Below are 16,262 nucleotides of genomic sequence, written 5' to 3' on the forward strand. Positions count from 1 at the left end.
GGCCATGGGGCGGGAGACGCGCTGGGAAACGACGGCGCGCGAGGCAGGCGAAAGGGCGGTACGCGGGCCGCTTTCTCCGGGACGCACGACCAGTTAAGGGTGCGGCGCGCGGCGGCCGCAAGCAGGTGAGAACGGGGTGAGAGGCCCCTAAGAGCGGGCGGCCTGGCGGTGATACCGGTTTGAGAACAGGGCTCGTTAGCGTCACGCCCCGACGAGGCCGCGCCTTGTCCCGAGCCCGCTGGGGCCTCCCGTCCAGGGGGCCTCCGGAGGGTCGGTCCCGCCCGCGAAGAATTCCGTTGTCCAGCCCGCTGGGAGGCGTCAGGTATGACCGCTGAAGGGCGGGAACCGTTCCGCGCACCGGATGCCCGAGACCTCGAAGCCCTCCTGGGCATCCGCCACTTCGAAACCGTGCTGCTGAGGATGTTCTCCGAGGGGCGGCTGAACGGGACCACGCACACCTGCCTGGGGCAGGAGTACGTCCCGGTCGCCCTGGCGCCGCTCCTGGCGGGTGACTTCGTGCTCAGCAACCACCGGGGCCACGGCCACTACCTGGCCCTGTTCCGCGACCCCGCCGGCCTGCTCGCGGAGATCATGGGCCGGGCCGGGGCGGTGTGTTCGGGTGTCGGCGGCAGCCAGCACATCCGGCGCGAGGGGTTCCACTCCACCGGTGTCCAGGGGCAGAGCCTGCCGCTGGCGGTGGGGCTCGGCCTGCACTGCAAGCGCACCGGGTCCGGCCGTATCGCCGTGGCGTTCACCGGTGACGGCACCTGGGGCGAGGGCGCGGTGTACGAAGCACTCAACATGGCCGCGCTGTGGCAGGTGCCGGTGCTCGTCGTCGTGGAGCACAACGGCATCGCCCAGTCCACGCCGACGCACCTGGAGATGGCCGGTTCCCTCGCGGACCGCGCCGCCGCGTTCGGCATCGACTTCCTGGAGATCACCGGCCACGGCATACCGGAGATCCGGGAGCGGATGGCGCCGCTGGTGCGGCGGGTGCGCGAGGAACACCGCCCGGCGGTGGTGCAGTTCACCACGCGCCGCCTCGGCCCGCACAGCAAGGGCGACGACACCCGCCCCCGCGACGAGGTCGACGCCCTGTGGGCGGCCGACTGGCATCAGGAGCTGGCCGCCCGTCTGGGCCGGCCGTTCCTCGAACTCGACGCGCGCATACGAACGGAGATGGAGAGGGTGGCCGAGGAGGTGGAGGCGCGGCCGCCGGCCCAGTGGACGGCGGCCGGCCCGAGCGACACGAGGATGGTGAGCTCATGAGCGAACTGACCCGGCTGGTGGCCGACGTCCTGCAGGTGCCCGCCGAGGAGGTGACCGAGGACACCGGTCCGGCCACCACGGCGGCCTGGAGCAGCCTGCGGCACGTCCAGATCGTCGCCCACGTGGAGAAGAGGTACGGGATACGGCTCACCGCCCGTGAGGCACGCGCCTGCCGGTCGGTCGGCAGGCTGCGGGCGATCCTCGCGGAGAAGGAGAGGGAGAAGGAGAAGGAGAAGGGGAGCACAGGGTGACGACGCAGCCCGCGCCCCGGGTCGTGGAGGCCCTCAACAGCGCCCTGCACCGGCTCTTCGACGAGCGGCCGGCCCTCCATCTGCTCGGCGAGGACGTACACGATCCCTACGGCGGCGCCTTCAAGGTGACCCGGGGTCTTTCGACCCGCCACCCGGACCGGGTGCTGACCACCCCCCTGAGCGAGGCGGGCATCTCCGGGGTCGCGGCCGGCCTCGCGCTCGCGGGCGATCAGGCCGTGGTGGAGATGATGTTCGGCGACTTCGCCGCGCTCGCCTTCGACCAGATCCTCAACATGATCTCCAAGTCGGTGACCATGTACGGCGACCGGGTGCCGATGCGGGTGGTCGTGCGCTGTCCGGTGGGCGGCAACCGGGGCTACGGCCCGACCCACAGTCAGAGCGTGCAGAAGCACTTCCTCGGCATCCCGAATCTGGCGCTGTACGAGACGACGCCGTTCCACGATCCCTACGCGCTGCTGTCGCAGGGGCTGGATGACGGGCCCGCGATGCTGTTCGAGGACAAGGTCCTCTACACCCGGCGCCTGTTCCGCCACGGTGTCGTGGACGAGGCCCACCGGTTCTCCCTGCTGGACGGTCCGACCGGCTGGGCGCACGTGAGCGCCACGGACGACAGCCGCGCCGACGTGGTGCTGCTCTGCCCCGGCGGGGTCGCCCACCGTGCCCTGGACGCCGCCCGGCAGCTGCGCGAGCGGGGACGGGGCGTGCGGCTGCTCGTGCCCGCCCGGCTGTATCCGCTGGACCTGGAGCCGGTGCTGCCGCTGATCACGGGTGCCCGGCTCGTGGCGGTGGCCGAGGAGAGCACCGAGGGCGGCACCTGGGGGGCCGACGTGGCGGCCCGGATTCATCAGCTCGCCTGGCGCGAGCTGCACGCCCCGGTGCTGCTGCTGTCGTCGGCCGACTCCGTGGTTCCCACCGCGCCGCACCTGGAGGCCCAGGTGCTGCTCGGGGTCCGGCAGATCGTGGACGCGGTGACGCAGGCCCTCGCGCCGGACACGCGGCCGGCCGGACCGGCGGCGCGACAGACCGCCCCCGACACGCGGACAGCCGCCCCGGACACGCAGGCGGCCGAGCCGGACACGCGGGCGGCCGGAGTGCCGGTCGCGGTGCCCAAGCTGAACAACAACGACACCGCCTACCTGGTGCTCGACTGGCAGGCCGAGGACGGACAGTACGTGGAGCAGGGCGCGCCGCTGGTCGAGGTCGAGACCTCCAAGGCCGTGGAGGAGATCGAGGCACCGGCGTCCGGGTACCTCAGGGTGCACGCCCCGGCCGGCGTCGAGATCGGGGTGGGCGAGTTCCTCGCCGAGCTGTTCACCGCACCCCCCGGCCCGGCCTTCGCCCCGCCCCCCGGCCCCTCCCCCGCCGCGGCGGCCGAGGAAGCCGTACCTCCCGTGGCGGCCGAGGAAGCCGTACCCGCCGCCCGCGCGGCCGGGCCGGGCCGGCGTATCCATGTCCTGGACCGTGTCCAGCAGGGCACCGCCGCCGTGGTCTCCCGTGCGCACCGCGAGGTGCCCGCTGCGTTCTCGGCGGTCGAGGTCCAGGTGGACGCCCTGCTGGCGCGCCTTCGGACGCTGTCGGAGAAGTCCGGCGCGGACGTCGGCCTGCCGGAGGCGGTCATCAGGGCGGTGGCCGCGGCGCAGCCCGTCTTCCCGCACCTGTTCGGCACGCTCCTGGACGAGCGGACCGTGGAGCTGGCCGACGGCGCGGACGTGGCGGTGACCGTGGACGTCGGCAACGGCCTGTACGCCCCGGTGCTGCGGGACTGCGCCGACCGGCCGCTGACCGAACTCGCCGACGACCTGATGGACTTCCGGCTCAAGGCGTTCCGGGGCGAGCTCACCGCGGGAGAGCTCGCCGACGGGGCCATCACGGTGTCGCTGAACGTCGAGCCCGGAGTCGTCGTCGTCCAGCCGATCGTGATGTGGCCGCAGTTGTGCATGGTCTCGGTGGGCGGCCCGCTCACCCGGCTCGTCCTGGCGGACGGGGCGCCCGTGCCGGCCACGGTGGTCACCCTCGGTCTCGCCTACGACCACCGGGTGGTCAACGGCCGGGAGGCGGTCGCGTTCCTGCGGGCCGTCTCGGACTCCCTCAGCGACCCCGAACAGCTCGAGCGACTCGTCGACCTACCGTGAGGTGCGCCAATGGATTACGGGTTGAGTGCCTTCGGCGTCGCCCTGGGCGAAGAGATCGCCGTGAAGGACATCGTGGCCGAGTACACCGAGGACATCGAACGCGTCCTGGGATACGGCTACGAGTACCTCCACCGTGCGCTGCCCGAGGTGAGCGTCACCGACCTGGCCGTGGAGGCGGGCGCGCGGGCCCTGCGGGGCGTCGACCCGCGCGATGTGGATCTGGTCGTGGTGGCCCTCACCGACCTGGCCGACCACCTGTACTGGGACGCCGCGGCCCGGGTCCAGCAGGCGCTGGGCCTGGTCCGTGCCGAGGCCGTGCTCGTGGACCAGGGCTGTGTCGGCGGCGTCACCGCCCTGGACACCCTGGCGGGCCGGTTCGCCACCCACCCCGACTACGGCACGGCCCTGGTGATCGGCGCCAACCGCACCGTCGAGGCGTACTGGAACCGTCTGGACACCCACTCGCTGCTGTTCTCCGACGGCGCCGCCGCGGCGCTCGCGGTGCGGGGCGCGCCGGGTCTGCGCTGGCGGGCCTCCTACGCGGAGAGCGACGGGCGGTACGCGGACTTCTTCCGGATGGACGTCGGCGGCGGGCGGCACCCGTTCGTGCCCGGGACCGAGATGCCCGCGGTGCGCGACGCCTGGGACATCGTCGAGCACTTCGGCCACGACGCCGACCGGATGGCCGCCTTCGCCGAGGAGATCGACGAGCGCACCGCGCGCGCGGTGCACCGCGCCTGCCGCCACGCCGGGTGCACGGAGGAGGACCTGGCACGGCTGGTGCTGCTCAACGACAACACCCGGGTGCTCGGCGCCCAGGCCGAGCTGATCGGGGTGCCGGTGGAGCGGACGAACGCCCGCCTGGCGGCCCGCCACGGACACTTGGGCGCCGCCGATCACCTGTTCTGCCTGGCCCGTCTCGACGAGGCGGGCGAGCTGGCGGCCGGGGACCTCGTGGCGCTCGCCGCCAACGGCCGCGGGATGCACTGGGCGTGCGCGATCCTCCAGCGCTGACCCCTGCCCCGGCTTCTGCCGGGGACCCCTTTTCCTCTCTTCGTCTCTCGTGCCGAGCCGATGACCACCGGATAGATCGGAGCGCAACATCATGACCCGTCACCCCGTTCGGCGTGCCCTGGCCGCGGCCGCGGCGCTGGCGTGCGCCACCTGGGGAGCTGCCGCGTGCGGCAGTTCCTCGGCCACGGAGCCGCCGGCCTCCGACACCCCGGCCTGCACGATGCTGCGGCCCGTCGCGCAGGAGCTGGGCCTGAGCGAGCCCGCCGTCAGTTCCATCGCCGAGGACGGCTGCACCGCGCAGGAGCACGAGTACGGCACGCTCACCCTGAGGCCGGAGGACCGCCCGCTCGACGCCGCCGTCTCCGGCGACGGAAAGCGCACGAAGATGGAGATCAAGGGCAGGGACGCCGTGATGCTGGAGGGCGCCCTCAACGGCGTCTGCAAGGTCTTCCTGGCGGACGGGGACCGGTCCAGCGTCGAGCTGCGCCTGTCGCGGACCACGGCGATGACCCCGCAGATCTGCCGTGACGTGAAGAAGGCGGCCGGCGTCCTGGCCGGCCGCCTGCCCGCGCAGCAGCAGACGGGCTGACCCGTCGCCGCCCCACGACGGCCCGTGCGGCCCGTGCGGCGCGTGAGGCAGGAACGGCCCGGGCCGGGTGATCCGGCCCGGGCCGTTCTGTGTGGGCCGGCCGGCGGCCCGGCGGCGGCCACACCTTCTGCCCGGCGGCGGGAACTTCGGCGCCGGCGCACGCTGTCGGCTGCGCGCACCGGGGGTGGGGTCCGCCGATGTCGGTGCGCTGCCGGGGTCGGGGAGGCCCGCGGGGAGGCTTCACGGCCCGGCGTGGCCTCGGCCGTCGCGGGCCTCTCTAGCCGAGTGTGCGGGCGGTCATGACCATGGTGGCCTCGCTGAAGGAGGCCACGCCGAGGGCCGGGGGGCGGGGTTCGGACCGCGGCTGGTCCCCCGGGTCGGCCGGCGGTCCCGTCGTGCGGTCGATGACCCGGACGGTCACCGGTCCCGGTGCCAGCTCCAGTTCCAACCGCAGTCCGCGGTCGGGTACTTGGCGGACCCACAGCTCCCACGGCGGGTTGCCGGCCGGGGTGTCCCGGTGGTGTCCGGGTACGCCGGTGAGGGTGTAGCCGCGTACGGCCGCGCCCGTCACCAGGAACACCAGTTCCCGGGCGCCGCGCCGTGATGCGGCGGTGACGCGCACGCGCCGCCCGTCGGCGCCGTCGTCCCCGACGAGTGTCGTGGTGAGCTTGGGGGCGGCGAGCGGGCGCACTGCGGCCGGGCCGCGCCGGACCGGTACCTGCCAGCCCGGCCACAGGTCGGCCACCGAGGCCGGCTCGGCCCCCTGGGGCAGGAACCGCTCGCTGGACGCGTCCGGCGGGGAGCCGCTCAGCCAGTGCGCCCGGCGCCGGTCCGCGTCGAGGACGTAGAGCAGGTCGGCCCGGCCGGGGTGGTCGTCCCGCACGGGGAACAGGGCGGTGGCCGCGAGGAGCGCGGCGCTGACGGCCGCGGCCGTGGCCGGGACGAGCGGCAGCAGCCGTGGCCGCGGCGCGGGCGGCAGCACGGCGGGCAGCAGTGCGCTCATCAGGACCACGAACACCACCGGTCCGGCCACCAGGCCGAGCCCGAGCGCGGTCGGCAGGAGCAGTACGAGCGGGAGGACGAGCAGGCCGAGCGGGAGGACGCCGAGGACGGCCGCCAGGATCCGGTCCGCCGTTGCCGCGCCGGCGCGGGAGGTGAGCAGCGCGGCGGCGACGAGGCCGAGGGCGGGCCAGGTGAACACGTGGCTGGCGCCGGGCAGGAATGCCGCCGTGGCGCAGGCGAGCAGCAGCCAGAGCACGATCGCGCCCGTGACCTGGTCGCGGCGGCCGGCCCAGCGGCGGGTGAGCAGCGCCAGTGCCGTGCCGAGGGCGAGCGCGAGCAGCAGGAACCCGGTGACGGCCGGCCCGTGGCCGGGGATGTCGCCGTAGTGGCTGAACTCGGCGTGCCCGGACGCCGTCAGCGGTGCCAGGGCGAAGGCGGCACCGCAGGCGAGCAGCACTTGGCCCAGGACGACCGTCAGGCCGCGGGCGGTGCCCTTGACGGTGACCGTCGCCCGGGCGCGGAGCCGCAGGAACAGGGCCAGGGCGAGGCCGGTCACCGCGAGGGCGGTCGGCAGGGCCACCGCCGCCGGATAGGAGAGGAGCCGTCCGGCGACCTGGAAGTAGACGGAGTCGCCGCGCGGGGTGTGCGCGAGGTCGGCGGCGCCCAGGCCGCGGGCCAGGGCGAGGGCCTGGTCGCCCTGGTGCTGGACCGTGGCCGGGTCGACGTTCTCGGGGCTGTCGTCCGGCCCGTGGTAGTGGGTGTAGCCGTCGAGGTAGGCCAGGTTGAGTCCTTGGTGGCCGGCCCTTTTGAACACGGTGAAGTCGGTGAGGTTGGGCAGATAGCCGTAGGCGGCGTCGAGCAGGGAACTGGTGCGGGGGTCGGGGGCGTGGTCGGCGAGCGCGTCGACCAGCCAGGCGGCGTCGGGCCCGGTTTCGAACATCAGGCTGGGCCCTTTGCTGCCGCGTGCCTCGAAGTTCAGCACCACGGCGTCGCGCGGCAGCACGTCGGGTGAGTTCACCAGGGCCTGCGCGCCCAGCAGGCCGCTCTCTTCGGCGTCCGTGAGGATGAACAGCACGTCGTTGCGTGGTGGGGGGCCGGATCGCAGCGCGCGCGCCGTCTCCAGGAGCACCGACACCGGGACCCCGGCGTCGTTGGCGCCGGGGCCGGCCTCCACGGAGTCGTAGTGCGTGACCAGGGCGACCGGGCGGGTGCTGTCCGTGCCGGGGATACGGGCGACGATGTTGTCCAGGCGCAGGCTGGCGTACCGGGAGTCCGCTCCGGTGGGGGACAGATCGGGCATGTGGGCGGCGGCGGCTCCCGTGTGGACCCGGGTGTCGATGCCGAGGCCGGTCAGGGTGCGTACGAGGTGATCGCGGGCGCGTGACTGCGCGGCGGACCCGTGGGGGCGCGGTTCCTGTGCGATGGCGCGGACGTGCGCGGTGGCCCGCGCGGCGGAGAAGGTTCCGGCGGGCGCGTCGGGTCCGCGCGGCCCGGGCATCCGGCTGTCCCACGCGGCCAGGGCCAGGCACAGCAGGGCGAGGACGAGGGTGGCGGACAGCGGCCACCACGGCCTCGGCGCCGTGGTGCGGCCGTCGCCCGCGGCGGCGGGCGCGGGGCGCGGTGTCCGCCGCCGGAGCGCGGGCGGCTCAAACCACTTGACTGCCATAGCTCCTTGACTTTCCGTTCGGGTGGTGGCGGCCGGTGCCCGCGGCGGACAGCTGTCCCGGCCGCAGGGGGCGCGCGATCCGGTCGGCCGTGCCGCGTGCGGCCGGTCCGAGTTCCGCTTCGGCGCGCTGCCAGGCGTAGTCGCGCACCAGGGGGTTGAACCCGTAGGTGGGGCCGTCGGCCGCGTCGCCCGGGGCGACGGTCAGCAGGTGCTGGTTGACCAGGGTGTCGAGCATGCGCTGGGTGTCCTCGGCGGGCCGGCCGGAGAGGGCTGAGGCCGTCCGCTCCGGGACGGCCTCCAGGTCGCACTGGCTGAGCCGCAGCCACAGCTGGTAGCCGGCCGGGGAGAGCTGGTCGAGGGTCGAGGCCAGGCGCGCGCCCACGTCCAGGGAGCCGATGGAGAGTTCGGCCGTACGGTTGTGCCGGTCCTCCAGGCGGTCCACGAAGCTGCTCAGGGTGCCGTGCGGGCGGGTCCGCAGGCGCGCTCCGGCTGCCCGGATGGCCAGCGGGAGACGGCCGCACAGTTCGGTGATCTGCCGGGCGCTGTCCGCCTCCGCGAGGACCCGTTCGACGCCCGCCACCGAGGCGAGCAGGTCCAGTGCCTCCTCGGCGGGCAGCCCGTCGACGCGGTACTCGATCAGGCCGGGGATCTTCAGGAGGCTGGCCCGGCCGGTGCACAGCACCGCGCTCTCCCCGCTGGGCAGCAGGGCCTCGTACCGGGTGGACTCGGCGATGTCGTCGAGGACGATGAGCAGGCGCTTGCCGGCGGTGGTGCTGCGGAACAGCGCCGCCCGGGCGGCGAGGCCGGCCGGAATCCGGTGCTCGGGCACGCCGAGGGCGTCGAGGAAGCCCCGCAGGGCCTCCTGGGGCGGCACGGGCTCGCTCTGGCCGCGCAGATCCGCGTAGAGCTGGCCGTCGGGGAAGTGTTCCTCGACGCTGTGTCCCGCGTGTACGGCGAGTGCGGTCTTGCCGCTGCCGCCGCAGCCCGCGAGGGAGACCACGCGGGGTCCGCCCACCGCGCGCAGGTCCCGGGTGATGCGGTGGATCAGATCGTGCCGGCCGGTGAAGTCGCTTATCCGGGCGGGGAGCTGGGCGGGGGGACGGCCGGGCCGCGGGGTGCGCCGCGGTGCGGTGGGCGGTGGTGCGACCGGCTCGCCGGCGAGGATCTGCTGATGGACCTCCTGGAGCCGGGCGCCGGGTTCCAGGCCGAGCTTGTTGATCAGTGTGGTGCGGCTGTTGCGGTAGACGGCGAGTGCCTCGGCCCGGCGCTGGGAGAGGTACAGCGCCGTCATCAGCTGGGCGCACAGCCGCTCGCGCATCGGGTACTCGGCGACCAGCGGCTTGAGTTCGCTGATCAGCTCGGCGTGCCGGCCGAGGGCGAGCGAGACGTCGAGCCACTCCTCCAGGACGGTGAAGCGGCGCTCGTCCCAGTGGGCCGCGACGCTGTAGGCGAGCGGCCCGGTGAGGTCGGCGAGCGGCTTGCCCCGGAACAGGGACAGGGCGCTCTGGTAGCGGGCCATGGCGCTCTCCAGGTCGCCGGCCGCAGCCTGTTCGCGGGCCTGGCGCACGGTCGTCTCGAAGACGTGGACGTCGAGGTCCTCGTCGGTGAGCCGCATCCGGTAGCCGCCCTGGGCGGTGTCGATGAGCCCGGCCGGGGCGCCCGCGGCCGCGAAGGCGTTGCGCAGCCGCCAGATGCAGGTCTGGATCTGTTTGTCGGCGGTGGCCGGGGGTTCGGAACACCACACCGCGTCGACCAGGGAGCCGACGGGGACGATCTTGTTGGCGTTGAGGAGCAGCACGGCCAGGACGGTCCGCTGGCGGTTCCTGCCCATGCGGATCGGCTTGCCGTCGATGACGACCTGCAGGGGGCCGAGGATGCCAAAGGAGATGTCGCGGCCGGTGTCGTCGGTTTCCGCGAGGGGGTGGCCGCACGGCTGAGGGGAGTTTCCCGTGTGGGTCGGCAAGCTGGGCCTCCACGATTCGTCGAAGAGAGAGGAGCCGGCCGCCCGGGGCTTTGGGGCTGTCGGCCGCCTTGGCGCATGCGGGAGTCAGGGGCTGGTACCGGTCGGGCGGTGCGCGGGGGGCGCCAGGCCGCCCGGTGGGCGGTCGAGCCGGGCTCGACGCACCCGCCCCGGCCGCCGGTTCGCCGGCGCGCCGCGGAGCAGTACCGTTTCGCCAGACCTCATACCCGCACAGTGCCCTGACCGGCGGGAGGAGGGACAGGCCCACGCGCAGGGGTGCTAGGGAACGTCGAGCCGGGCTCGACCGTCCTTCCGGCGGCCGGCCGCCGGGGCACGCCGCAAGAGGCCGCGCCGCGGGCGCCTGGGGTGCACGTGGGGGTTGTCGTAGCGGGGCGTGGAGGAGCTGTTCAGGCGCCGTATCCAACCCAGCATCGGCCACATGGGAGGTCTCCGGTTCTCTGGCGGTGGGACGTGACGAAGGCGCCGAGGACTGTGGGGGGAGCCTGGGCGCCGGGCGGGGCCCCTCCGGTCGAGGATCTTCAGGGGTGCGGCCCGAGGACGCCGTCCCGGCCCGGCGTGGTGGCGGGCGGAGGCGGGCGCGGTCGCCGGTCCGGACGCGCGGTCCCCTTCGGACGGGTGGTGCGTGGCGGTCGGGCCGGCCGGGTCCGCGACCACGCCAAAGGGCGAGGACACGGGGGGCGGTCCCGGGCCGGGGGGGTGCACCGTGGTCGGCTTTCGGGTTCGCCCTGTCGTCATGGTCCGGGCGGCTGCTCGAAGGCGCGTCGAAGGATGCTCGAGGTTCGCTGCCGCCGGGGTCGCGGAACGCCTCCCCTTCCCGCATGGGGCGGGTGGGTCCGCGGGACGTGCGAGCCGTGCTCGACCAGGATTCCGGGGCGGTGCCGTCGAATCGTGACCATGTGCTTGCCCCGGGTGGACCGTGGGCGGGCGCCCGGGACCGGCAGGCCTGACGTCAGGAGGCGACCGTGCGGCAACTCAACGGCGAGCAGCGGGAGGCGGCGGTTGCCTCCCGCAGGATGCTCTACGACCAGCTTCCGTCCCGGGCGCTGGTCGTCGTGGTCCAGATCGGCGTTCCGGACCTGCTCGCCGAGGGCCCGCTGGCCGTCGACGTGATCGCGGAGCGTACCGGTACCGACGCGGCCGCGCTCAACCGGCTGCTGCGCGCTCTGGCCGTTCTGGGTGCCTTCGAGGAAGTCGCCGAGCGGGTCTACGGGCTCACCGCGCTCGGCAGGGCCCTGACCCTGGACCACCCGGCTTCCGTGCAGCCGTCGGCGAAGCTGGTGGCGGGAGTGTTCGGGTCGGCCTGGGACGACCTTCTGCAGACGGTGCGCACCGGCACGTCGCCGCTCGAACGGGCGCGGGGAGCGTCCCTGTTCACGCTCATGGAGCGGGACGACGAGCTGCGCCGTGTCTTCGACGACTCCCAGGGCCGCGGGCTGGTGCTCGAACTCGACGAGCTCCTGCGGTACGTGGACTTCTCCGGGTACGGGACGGTCGTCGACGTCGGCGGCAGCGACGGCACGTTTCTGCGCCGGATCCTGGAGAAGCATCCGCAGACGCGGGGCATCTGCTTCGATCTGCCGGGCTCGGTGTCGCTGCAGGCCCAGCGGGCGGAACCCGATCCGCTCGCCGACCGCTACCGCGTCGTGGGCGGTTCGTTCTTCGACAGCGTCCCCGGCGGCGGGGATCTCTATCTGCTGTCGCACATCCTCCACGACTGGGACGACGACAAGGCCGTGCACATCCTGCGGACCGTCCGGGCCGCCATGACGGACTCCTCGACGGTGATGATCGTGGATCTGATCGGGGCGGGCCTCGGACAGCGTGACGAGTGGCTGCGCACCGCGGCCGTCATGGACCTCTACATGCTCTCGCTGTTCGGCGGCACCGGCGGGCAGGAACGCACCACCGCGCAGGTCGAGTCCCTGCTGTCCAAGGCCGGGTTCCGGGTCAGCCGGGTCGACGCCCTGCCCAGTGGCATGAATGTCATCCGCGCCGTTCCCGCCGAGGCCACCGGGGTGTGATGCGCCGCATCGCTGTCACCGGCTCCCGCGGCACGGCGCGGTGCGGTGCGGTGCGGCTGCCGGTTCCTGCCGCGGCCACCCGTACCCGCCCTCCGTACCGGCCGTGCCGCGCGAGCGCCCGGCTCCTCGTGCCCCGGCGGACCGGCGTCGGCTCTCGGGGGAGTTCCTGCGGCCACCTGGCGCGGTGCACCGGGCGCCGTCGCGTCCACCGCCTGGAGGCGCGCTGCTCCCACACCCGCCCGCCCCGGCCCACATCGGCCTGAAACCTTAGGAGTTCTTCCATGCCCTCGCCCACAGCCCACTTTTCGGACTTCAAGGTCGCTGACCTGTCCCTGGCCGAGTTCGGCCGCAAGGAGATCACGCTCGCCGAGCACGAGATGCCCGGCCTGATGGCGATCCGCAAGGAGTACGCCGAGGCCCAGCCTCTCGCCGGCGCCCGCGTCACCGGCTCCCTGCACATGACCGTGCAGACCGCCGTCCTCATCGAGACCCTGGTCGCCCTCGGCGCCCAGGTCCGCTGGGCCTCCTGCAACATCTTCTCCACCCAGGACCACGCCGCCGCCGCGATCGCGGTCGGCCCGAACGGCACGGTGGACAACCCGCAGGGCGTCCCGGTCTTCGCCTGGAAGGGCGAGACCCTGGAGGAGTACTGGTGGTGCACGGAGCAGGCGCTGACCTGGCCGGACAGCCCGACCGGCGGCCCGAACATGATCCTGGACGACGGCGGTGACGCCACCCTCCTCGTCCACAAGGGCGTCGAGTACGAGAAGGACGGCAAGGTCCCTGCCGTCGACACCGCCGAGAACGACGAGCACCGCGTCGTCCTCGAACTCCTGAACCGCACCATCACCGACGGCTCCCAGAAGTGGACCCAGCTCGCCTCGGAGATCCGTGGTGTGACGGAGGAGACCACGACGGGTGTCCACCGGTTGTACGAGATGCAGCGTGACGGTGTGCTGCTGTTCCCGGCGATCAATGTGAACGACGCGGTCACCAAGTCGAAGTTCGACAACAAGTACGGCTGCCGGCATTCCCTGATCGATGGCATCAACCGGGCCACGGATGTTCTCATCGGCGGCAAGACGGCCGTCGTGTGCGGTTACGGTGATGTGGGCAAGGGCTGTGCGGAGTCGCTGCGGGGGCAGGGCGCCCGGGTGATCGTCACCGAGATCGACCCGATCTGCGCGCTGCAGGCGGCGATGGACGGCTACCAGGTCACGACCCTGGACGAGGTCGTGGAGACGGCCGACATCTTCATCACCACGACCGGCAACAAGGACATCATCATGGCCTCGGACATGGCCAGGATGAAGCACCAGGCGATCGTCGGGAACATCGGCCACTTCGACAACGAGATCGACATGGCCGGTCTGGCGCGGATCCCGGGCATCGTCAAGGACGAGGTCAAGCCACAGGTCCACACCTGGACGTTCCCCGGCGGCAAGGTCCTCATCGTGCTGTCGGAGGGCCGTCTGCTGAACCTGGGCAACGCCACCGGTCACCCGTCGTTCGTGATGTCCAACTCCTTCGCGGACCAGACGCTGGCCCAGATCGAGCTGTTCACCAAGCAGTCGCAGTACCCGATCGGCGTCTACACGCTGCCCAAGCACCTCGACGAGAAGGTCGCCCGTCTCCACCTCGACGCGCTCGGCGTGAAGCTGACCACGCTCCGCCCCGAGCAGGCCGCCTACATCGGTGTCGAGGTCGAGGGCCCCTACAAGTCGGACCAGTACCGCTACTGATCCGCCCGGCGGCGACCGACCGACCCAGACCACCCAGTACCGACCGGCCCCGGCCCCGGCCCCGGCCCCGGTCCCGAGACGGAGTCCTGCCAAGGTGATCGGAATCCCTGAGCCTGTCGAGTCCCTGCACACCGTCACCGTGATCGGTGCCGGCCTGATCGGCACCTCGATCGCGCTCGCGCTCAGCGGGCAGGGCGTCGCAGTGCATCTGCAGGATGTCCGCCGCGAGTCCCTGCGCATCGCCGAGGCCATGGGCGCGGGCACCGCCCGCGCCCCCGGCCGCCCGACGGATCTGGCCGTGCTCGCGGTGCCCCCGCACCAGGTGTACACCGCCGTCGCCGAGGCGCAGCGCCGCGGTATCGCCCGCCACTACACCGATGTGGCCAGCGTGAAGGCCGCTCTCGCGGGGGGCGGGGCGGATGTCGAGGCCTCCCTCTTCATCGGCGGGCACCCCATCGCGGGGCGTGAGCTGCACGGCCCCGGGGCCGCCCGCGAGGACCTCTTCCGCGGCAAGCCGTGGATCCTCACTCCGTCGGCGAGCACCTCGGCCCAGACCGCCCGGGCCGCCCTGCTGCTGGTCGAGCTGTGCGGCGGGCATGCCGTGACCATGGAGGCCGAGGCCCACGACCGTGCCATCGCCGTCACCTCGCATCTGCCGCACCTGGTCAGTGCCGTGACGGCCCGGATGCTGCGCTCCTGTGACAGCAAGACGCTCGGCCTGTGCGGGTCCGGTCTGCGTGACTTCACCCGGATCGCGGCCGGTGACGCGGAGCTGTGGACCGACATCCTCGGCTCCAACGCCTCGGCGGTCCTGGACGCCCTGGACATCCTCGTCGAGGATCTCGGTCTCGTCCGGCGCTCGCTGTCCGCGCTGGCCGGCCGTGCCCCCGACGGGCCGGCCGACGAGGGGGCCGCCTACCGCGAACTGCTGCGCCACCTGCTCGACCAGGGGCGCGCCGGGCAGGCGCTGATCCCCCAGAAGTACGGTGCGCAGGGCCGCTCCTACCAGGATGTGCGGGTGCCGCTGGCCGACCAGGAGGGTGAGCTGGCCCGGCTGCTCGCCGATGTGAGCCGGCGCGGGGTCAACGTGGAGGATCTGCGGATCGAGGAGTCCCCGGCCTCCCCGACGGGCATCGCCGTCCTGTCCGTGCAGGCGTCCGCCGCCGACCCGCTGGGCGACTGGCTGCGCGTGCGGCGCGGCTGGCCCGTACTGCGCGACCACCCGACGCCTCCCCCCGCCCCCGCCCCCGGCGCCTCCTCCCCCGCCTCCCCTGGCGCCTCCCCTGCTCCCGGCGCCGAGAAGCCGGAGCCGGTGCGGACGGCTTCGTAGGCACGCCTTTCGGCCCGCAGCGCGGCGCCCCGGTCCACGCCCGGGGGCCGGCCCCCGCACACGAAGGGGCCCGGCCCCCGGGCGTTGGCGGTCCGGGGGCCGGGCGGTGCGCGGACCCGGTGGTGTACCGGGGGCGCGGTGCTTACTTGGTGGCGATGATGACGCCGTGCGGAGTCCAGCCCGGGAACTCGATCCGCTCGAAGGCGGACTCGTCGAACCCGGCCTTGCGCAGGGACTCCTCGTAGGTCTTCCAGGGGTAGATCATGCCTCCCTCGGCCGGCAGCGCGGCGAAGTAGACGCTGTCCAGGGCGGCCACGACGGGGCCGTCCCCCTCGTCGTTGGACATGGAGTTGAAGATGATGACGCGGCCGCCCTCGGGCAGCGTCTCGTACGCCTTGCGCAGCAGCGCCGTGTTCTCCTCCGGGGTCCAGATGACCAGCTGGTGGGCGAACATGACGGTGTCGTAGCCGGTGGGGAACTCGTCGGCGTGCATGTCGCCCGGCTTGACGTCGATGCGGTCGCTGAGACCGGCCTCCTCGATCTTCTTCTCGGTGATCGGGGCGGTCGCCGCGATCTCCAGGATGGTCGCGGACAGGTGCGGGTTGGCCTGGGTGAGGGCGATGGAGTTCACCGCGTCGCCGCCGCCGCAGTCGAGCAGCCGGCGGCTGCCCGACAGGTCGAGTTTCTCCACCAGGTGCTGGTTGGCCAGCTCCGACCAGGACCGCATGTACTTGTAGAACACCGACTCCATGTGCGGGTTCTCGCTGAGGCGGTGGTACAGGTCGCGGCCGGTGCCGCGGACACGGCGCAGACCGACGTTGCTGTTGGTGCGCAGCGACTCCGTGAAGTCGAGCTGGCCCTCGTAGACGACGTACTGCTCGAAGGCGACGGTGTCCTTGAAGCGCTGCCAGTCGGGGGTCTTGACGAGGTCCGAGAGGACGGCCGCCACCTGGTAGCGGCCGTCCTGGACGGTGAGCGTGCCCAGGGAGGCGGCGCCGAGCAGGAGGATGTCGGTGGCCCGCTCGGCCAGGCCCAGCTCGGCACCGATCTCCTCGCCGGTCAGACCCGGCTTCGCCTCGAGGAGCTCGTACAGGTTCAGTTCACAGGCCGCGTTCAGGTACTGGAACGCGGCGTGGCCGAAGAGGATCCAGGCCAGGCCGTCCATGTCCAGCGGGGTCCTGCCGGTGGGCGGGCCGCCGGCGGCGGCCGTGAGCGGGGACAGGTCCGGGGCGTTCAGGGTCATG

General features: G+C 73.2%; 11 protein-coding genes. 8 read left to right on the forward strand and 3 right to left on the reverse strand.

The features are described 5' to 3' along the window. Window positions 1-324 precede the first annotated feature (324 nt). The 5 genes from OG272_RS00185 to OG272_RS00205 all read left to right on the forward strand — a co-directional run bounded on the left by OG272_RS00185 (window position 325) and on the right by OG272_RS00205 (window position 5,276). Window positions 325-1,269, forward strand: coding sequence for a thiamine pyrophosphate-dependent dehydrogenase E1 component subunit alpha (locus OG272_RS00185; protein WP_327726206.1), 945 nt, complete (start codon window positions 325-327; stop codon window positions 1,267-1,269). Continuing rightward, complete coding sequence (locus OG272_RS00190) at window positions 1,266-1,520, forward strand: acyl carrier protein (RefSeq protein ID WP_405892074.1); 255 nt, start codon at window positions 1,266-1,268, stop codon at window positions 1,518-1,520. The genes OG272_RS00185 and OG272_RS00190 overlap by 4 nt, the downstream gene beginning before the upstream one ends. Further along, the gene (locus tag OG272_RS00195) at window positions 1,517-3,673 is read left to right on the forward strand and encodes a 2-oxo acid dehydrogenase subunit E2 (RefSeq protein ID WP_328222106.1); all 2,157 of its coding nucleotides are present in this window, start codon (window positions 1,517-1,519) and stop codon (window positions 3,671-3,673) included. The genes OG272_RS00190 and OG272_RS00195 overlap by 4 nt, the downstream gene beginning before the upstream one ends. Window positions 3,674-3,682: 9 nt before the next feature. Then, a complete protein-coding gene (locus OG272_RS00200; protein WP_326585338.1) occupies window positions 3,683-4,687 on the forward strand; it encodes a 3-oxoacyl-[acyl-carrier-protein] synthase III C-terminal domain-containing protein in 1,005 nt (334 codons plus the stop codon). A 91-nt stretch (window positions 4,688-4,778) separates the two neighbouring features. After that, window positions 4,779-5,276: a hypothetical protein gene (locus tag OG272_RS00205; protein ID WP_326585337.1), complete on the forward strand. Its 498-nt coding sequence runs from the start codon at window positions 4,779-4,781 to the stop codon at window positions 5,274-5,276. A 277-nt stretch (window positions 5,277-5,553) separates the two neighbouring features. Here OG272_RS00205 and OG272_RS00210 read toward each other — a convergent pair whose 3' ends face one another. Both OG272_RS00210 and OG272_RS00215 read right to left on the reverse strand, forming a co-directional pair. Beyond that, a complete protein-coding gene (locus tag OG272_RS00210; RefSeq protein ID WP_405892076.1) occupies window positions 5,554-7,944 on the reverse strand; it encodes a M28 family peptidase in 2,391 nt (796 codons plus the stop codon). Then, complete coding sequence (locus OG272_RS00215) at window positions 7,925-9,907, reverse strand: BTAD domain-containing putative transcriptional regulator (RefSeq protein WP_327726210.1); 1,983 nt, start codon at window positions 9,905-9,907, stop codon at window positions 7,925-7,927. The genes OG272_RS00210 and OG272_RS00215 overlap by 20 nt, the downstream gene beginning before the upstream one ends. A 980-nt stretch (window positions 9,908-10,887) precedes the next feature. On the opposite strand from OG272_RS00215, the gene OG272_RS00220 reads away from it, so the two are divergent. The 3 genes from OG272_RS00220 to OG272_RS00230 all read left to right on the forward strand — a co-directional run bounded on the left by OG272_RS00220 (window position 10,888) and on the right by OG272_RS00230 (window position 15,018). Continuing rightward, window positions 10,888-11,946 carry a methyltransferase gene (locus tag OG272_RS00220; RefSeq protein WP_405892078.1) on the forward strand — a complete coding sequence of 353 codons (1,059 nt, stop codon included), beginning with the start codon at window positions 10,888-10,890 and terminating at the stop codon, window positions 11,944-11,946. A gap of 281 nt (window positions 11,947-12,227) precedes the next feature. Beyond that, complete coding sequence (ahcY, locus tag OG272_RS00225) at window positions 12,228-13,688, forward strand: adenosylhomocysteinase (protein WP_405892080.1); 1,461 nt, start codon at window positions 12,228-12,230, stop codon at window positions 13,686-13,688. Between the two features lie 94 nt (window positions 13,689-13,782). Continuing rightward, window positions 13,783-15,018 (forward strand): prephenate dehydrogenase, encoded by a 1,236-nt coding sequence (locus OG272_RS00230; protein ID WP_327726213.1) that lies wholly within the window; start codon window positions 13,783-13,785, stop codon window positions 15,016-15,018. 142 nt (window positions 15,019-15,160) lie between these two features. Here the strand turns inward: OG272_RS00230 and OG272_RS00235 are convergent, their stop codons facing one another. After that, window positions 15,161-16,261 carry a methyltransferase gene (locus OG272_RS00235; RefSeq protein ID WP_326585331.1) on the reverse strand — a complete coding sequence of 367 codons (1,101 nt, stop codon included), beginning with the start codon at window positions 16,259-16,261 and terminating at the stop codon, window positions 15,161-15,163. Between the last annotated feature and the right edge of the window lies 1 nt (window position 16,262).

The sequence above is a fragment of the Streptomyces sp. NBC_00104 genome, assembly GCF_045160825.1.
Taxonomy (GTDB): domain Bacteria; phylum Actinomycetota; class Actinomycetes; order Streptomycetales; family Streptomycetaceae; genus Streptomyces.

Bases quoted from the DNA above. Each gene is read 5' to 3' on its own strand.
- OG272_RS00185 (WP_327726206.1), top strand. From the start codon at position 325: ATGACCGCTGAAGGGCGGGAACCGTTCCGCGCACCGGATGCCCGAGAC.
- OG272_RS00190 (WP_405892074.1), top strand. From the start codon at position 1,266: ATGAGCGAACTGACCCGGCTGGTGGCCGACGTCCTGCAGGTGCCCGCC.
- OG272_RS00200 (WP_326585338.1), top strand. From the start codon at position 3,683: ATGGATTACGGGTTGAGTGCCTTCGGCGTCGCCCTGGGCGAAGAGATC.
- OG272_RS00205 (WP_326585337.1), top strand. From the start codon at position 4,779: ATGACCCGTCACCCCGTTCGGCGTGCCCTGGCCGCGGCCGCGGCGCTG.
- OG272_RS00210 (WP_405892076.1), bottom strand. From the start codon at position 7,944: ATGGCAGTCAAGTGGTTTGAGCCGCCCGCGCTCCGGCGGCGGACACCG.
- ahcY (WP_405892080.1), top strand. From the start codon at position 12,228: ATGCCCTCGCCCACAGCCCACTTTTCGGACTTCAAGGTCGCTGACCTG.
- OG272_RS00235 (WP_326585331.1), bottom strand. From the start codon at position 16,261: ATGACCCTGAACGCCCCGGACCTGTCCCCGCTCACGGCCGCCGCCGGC.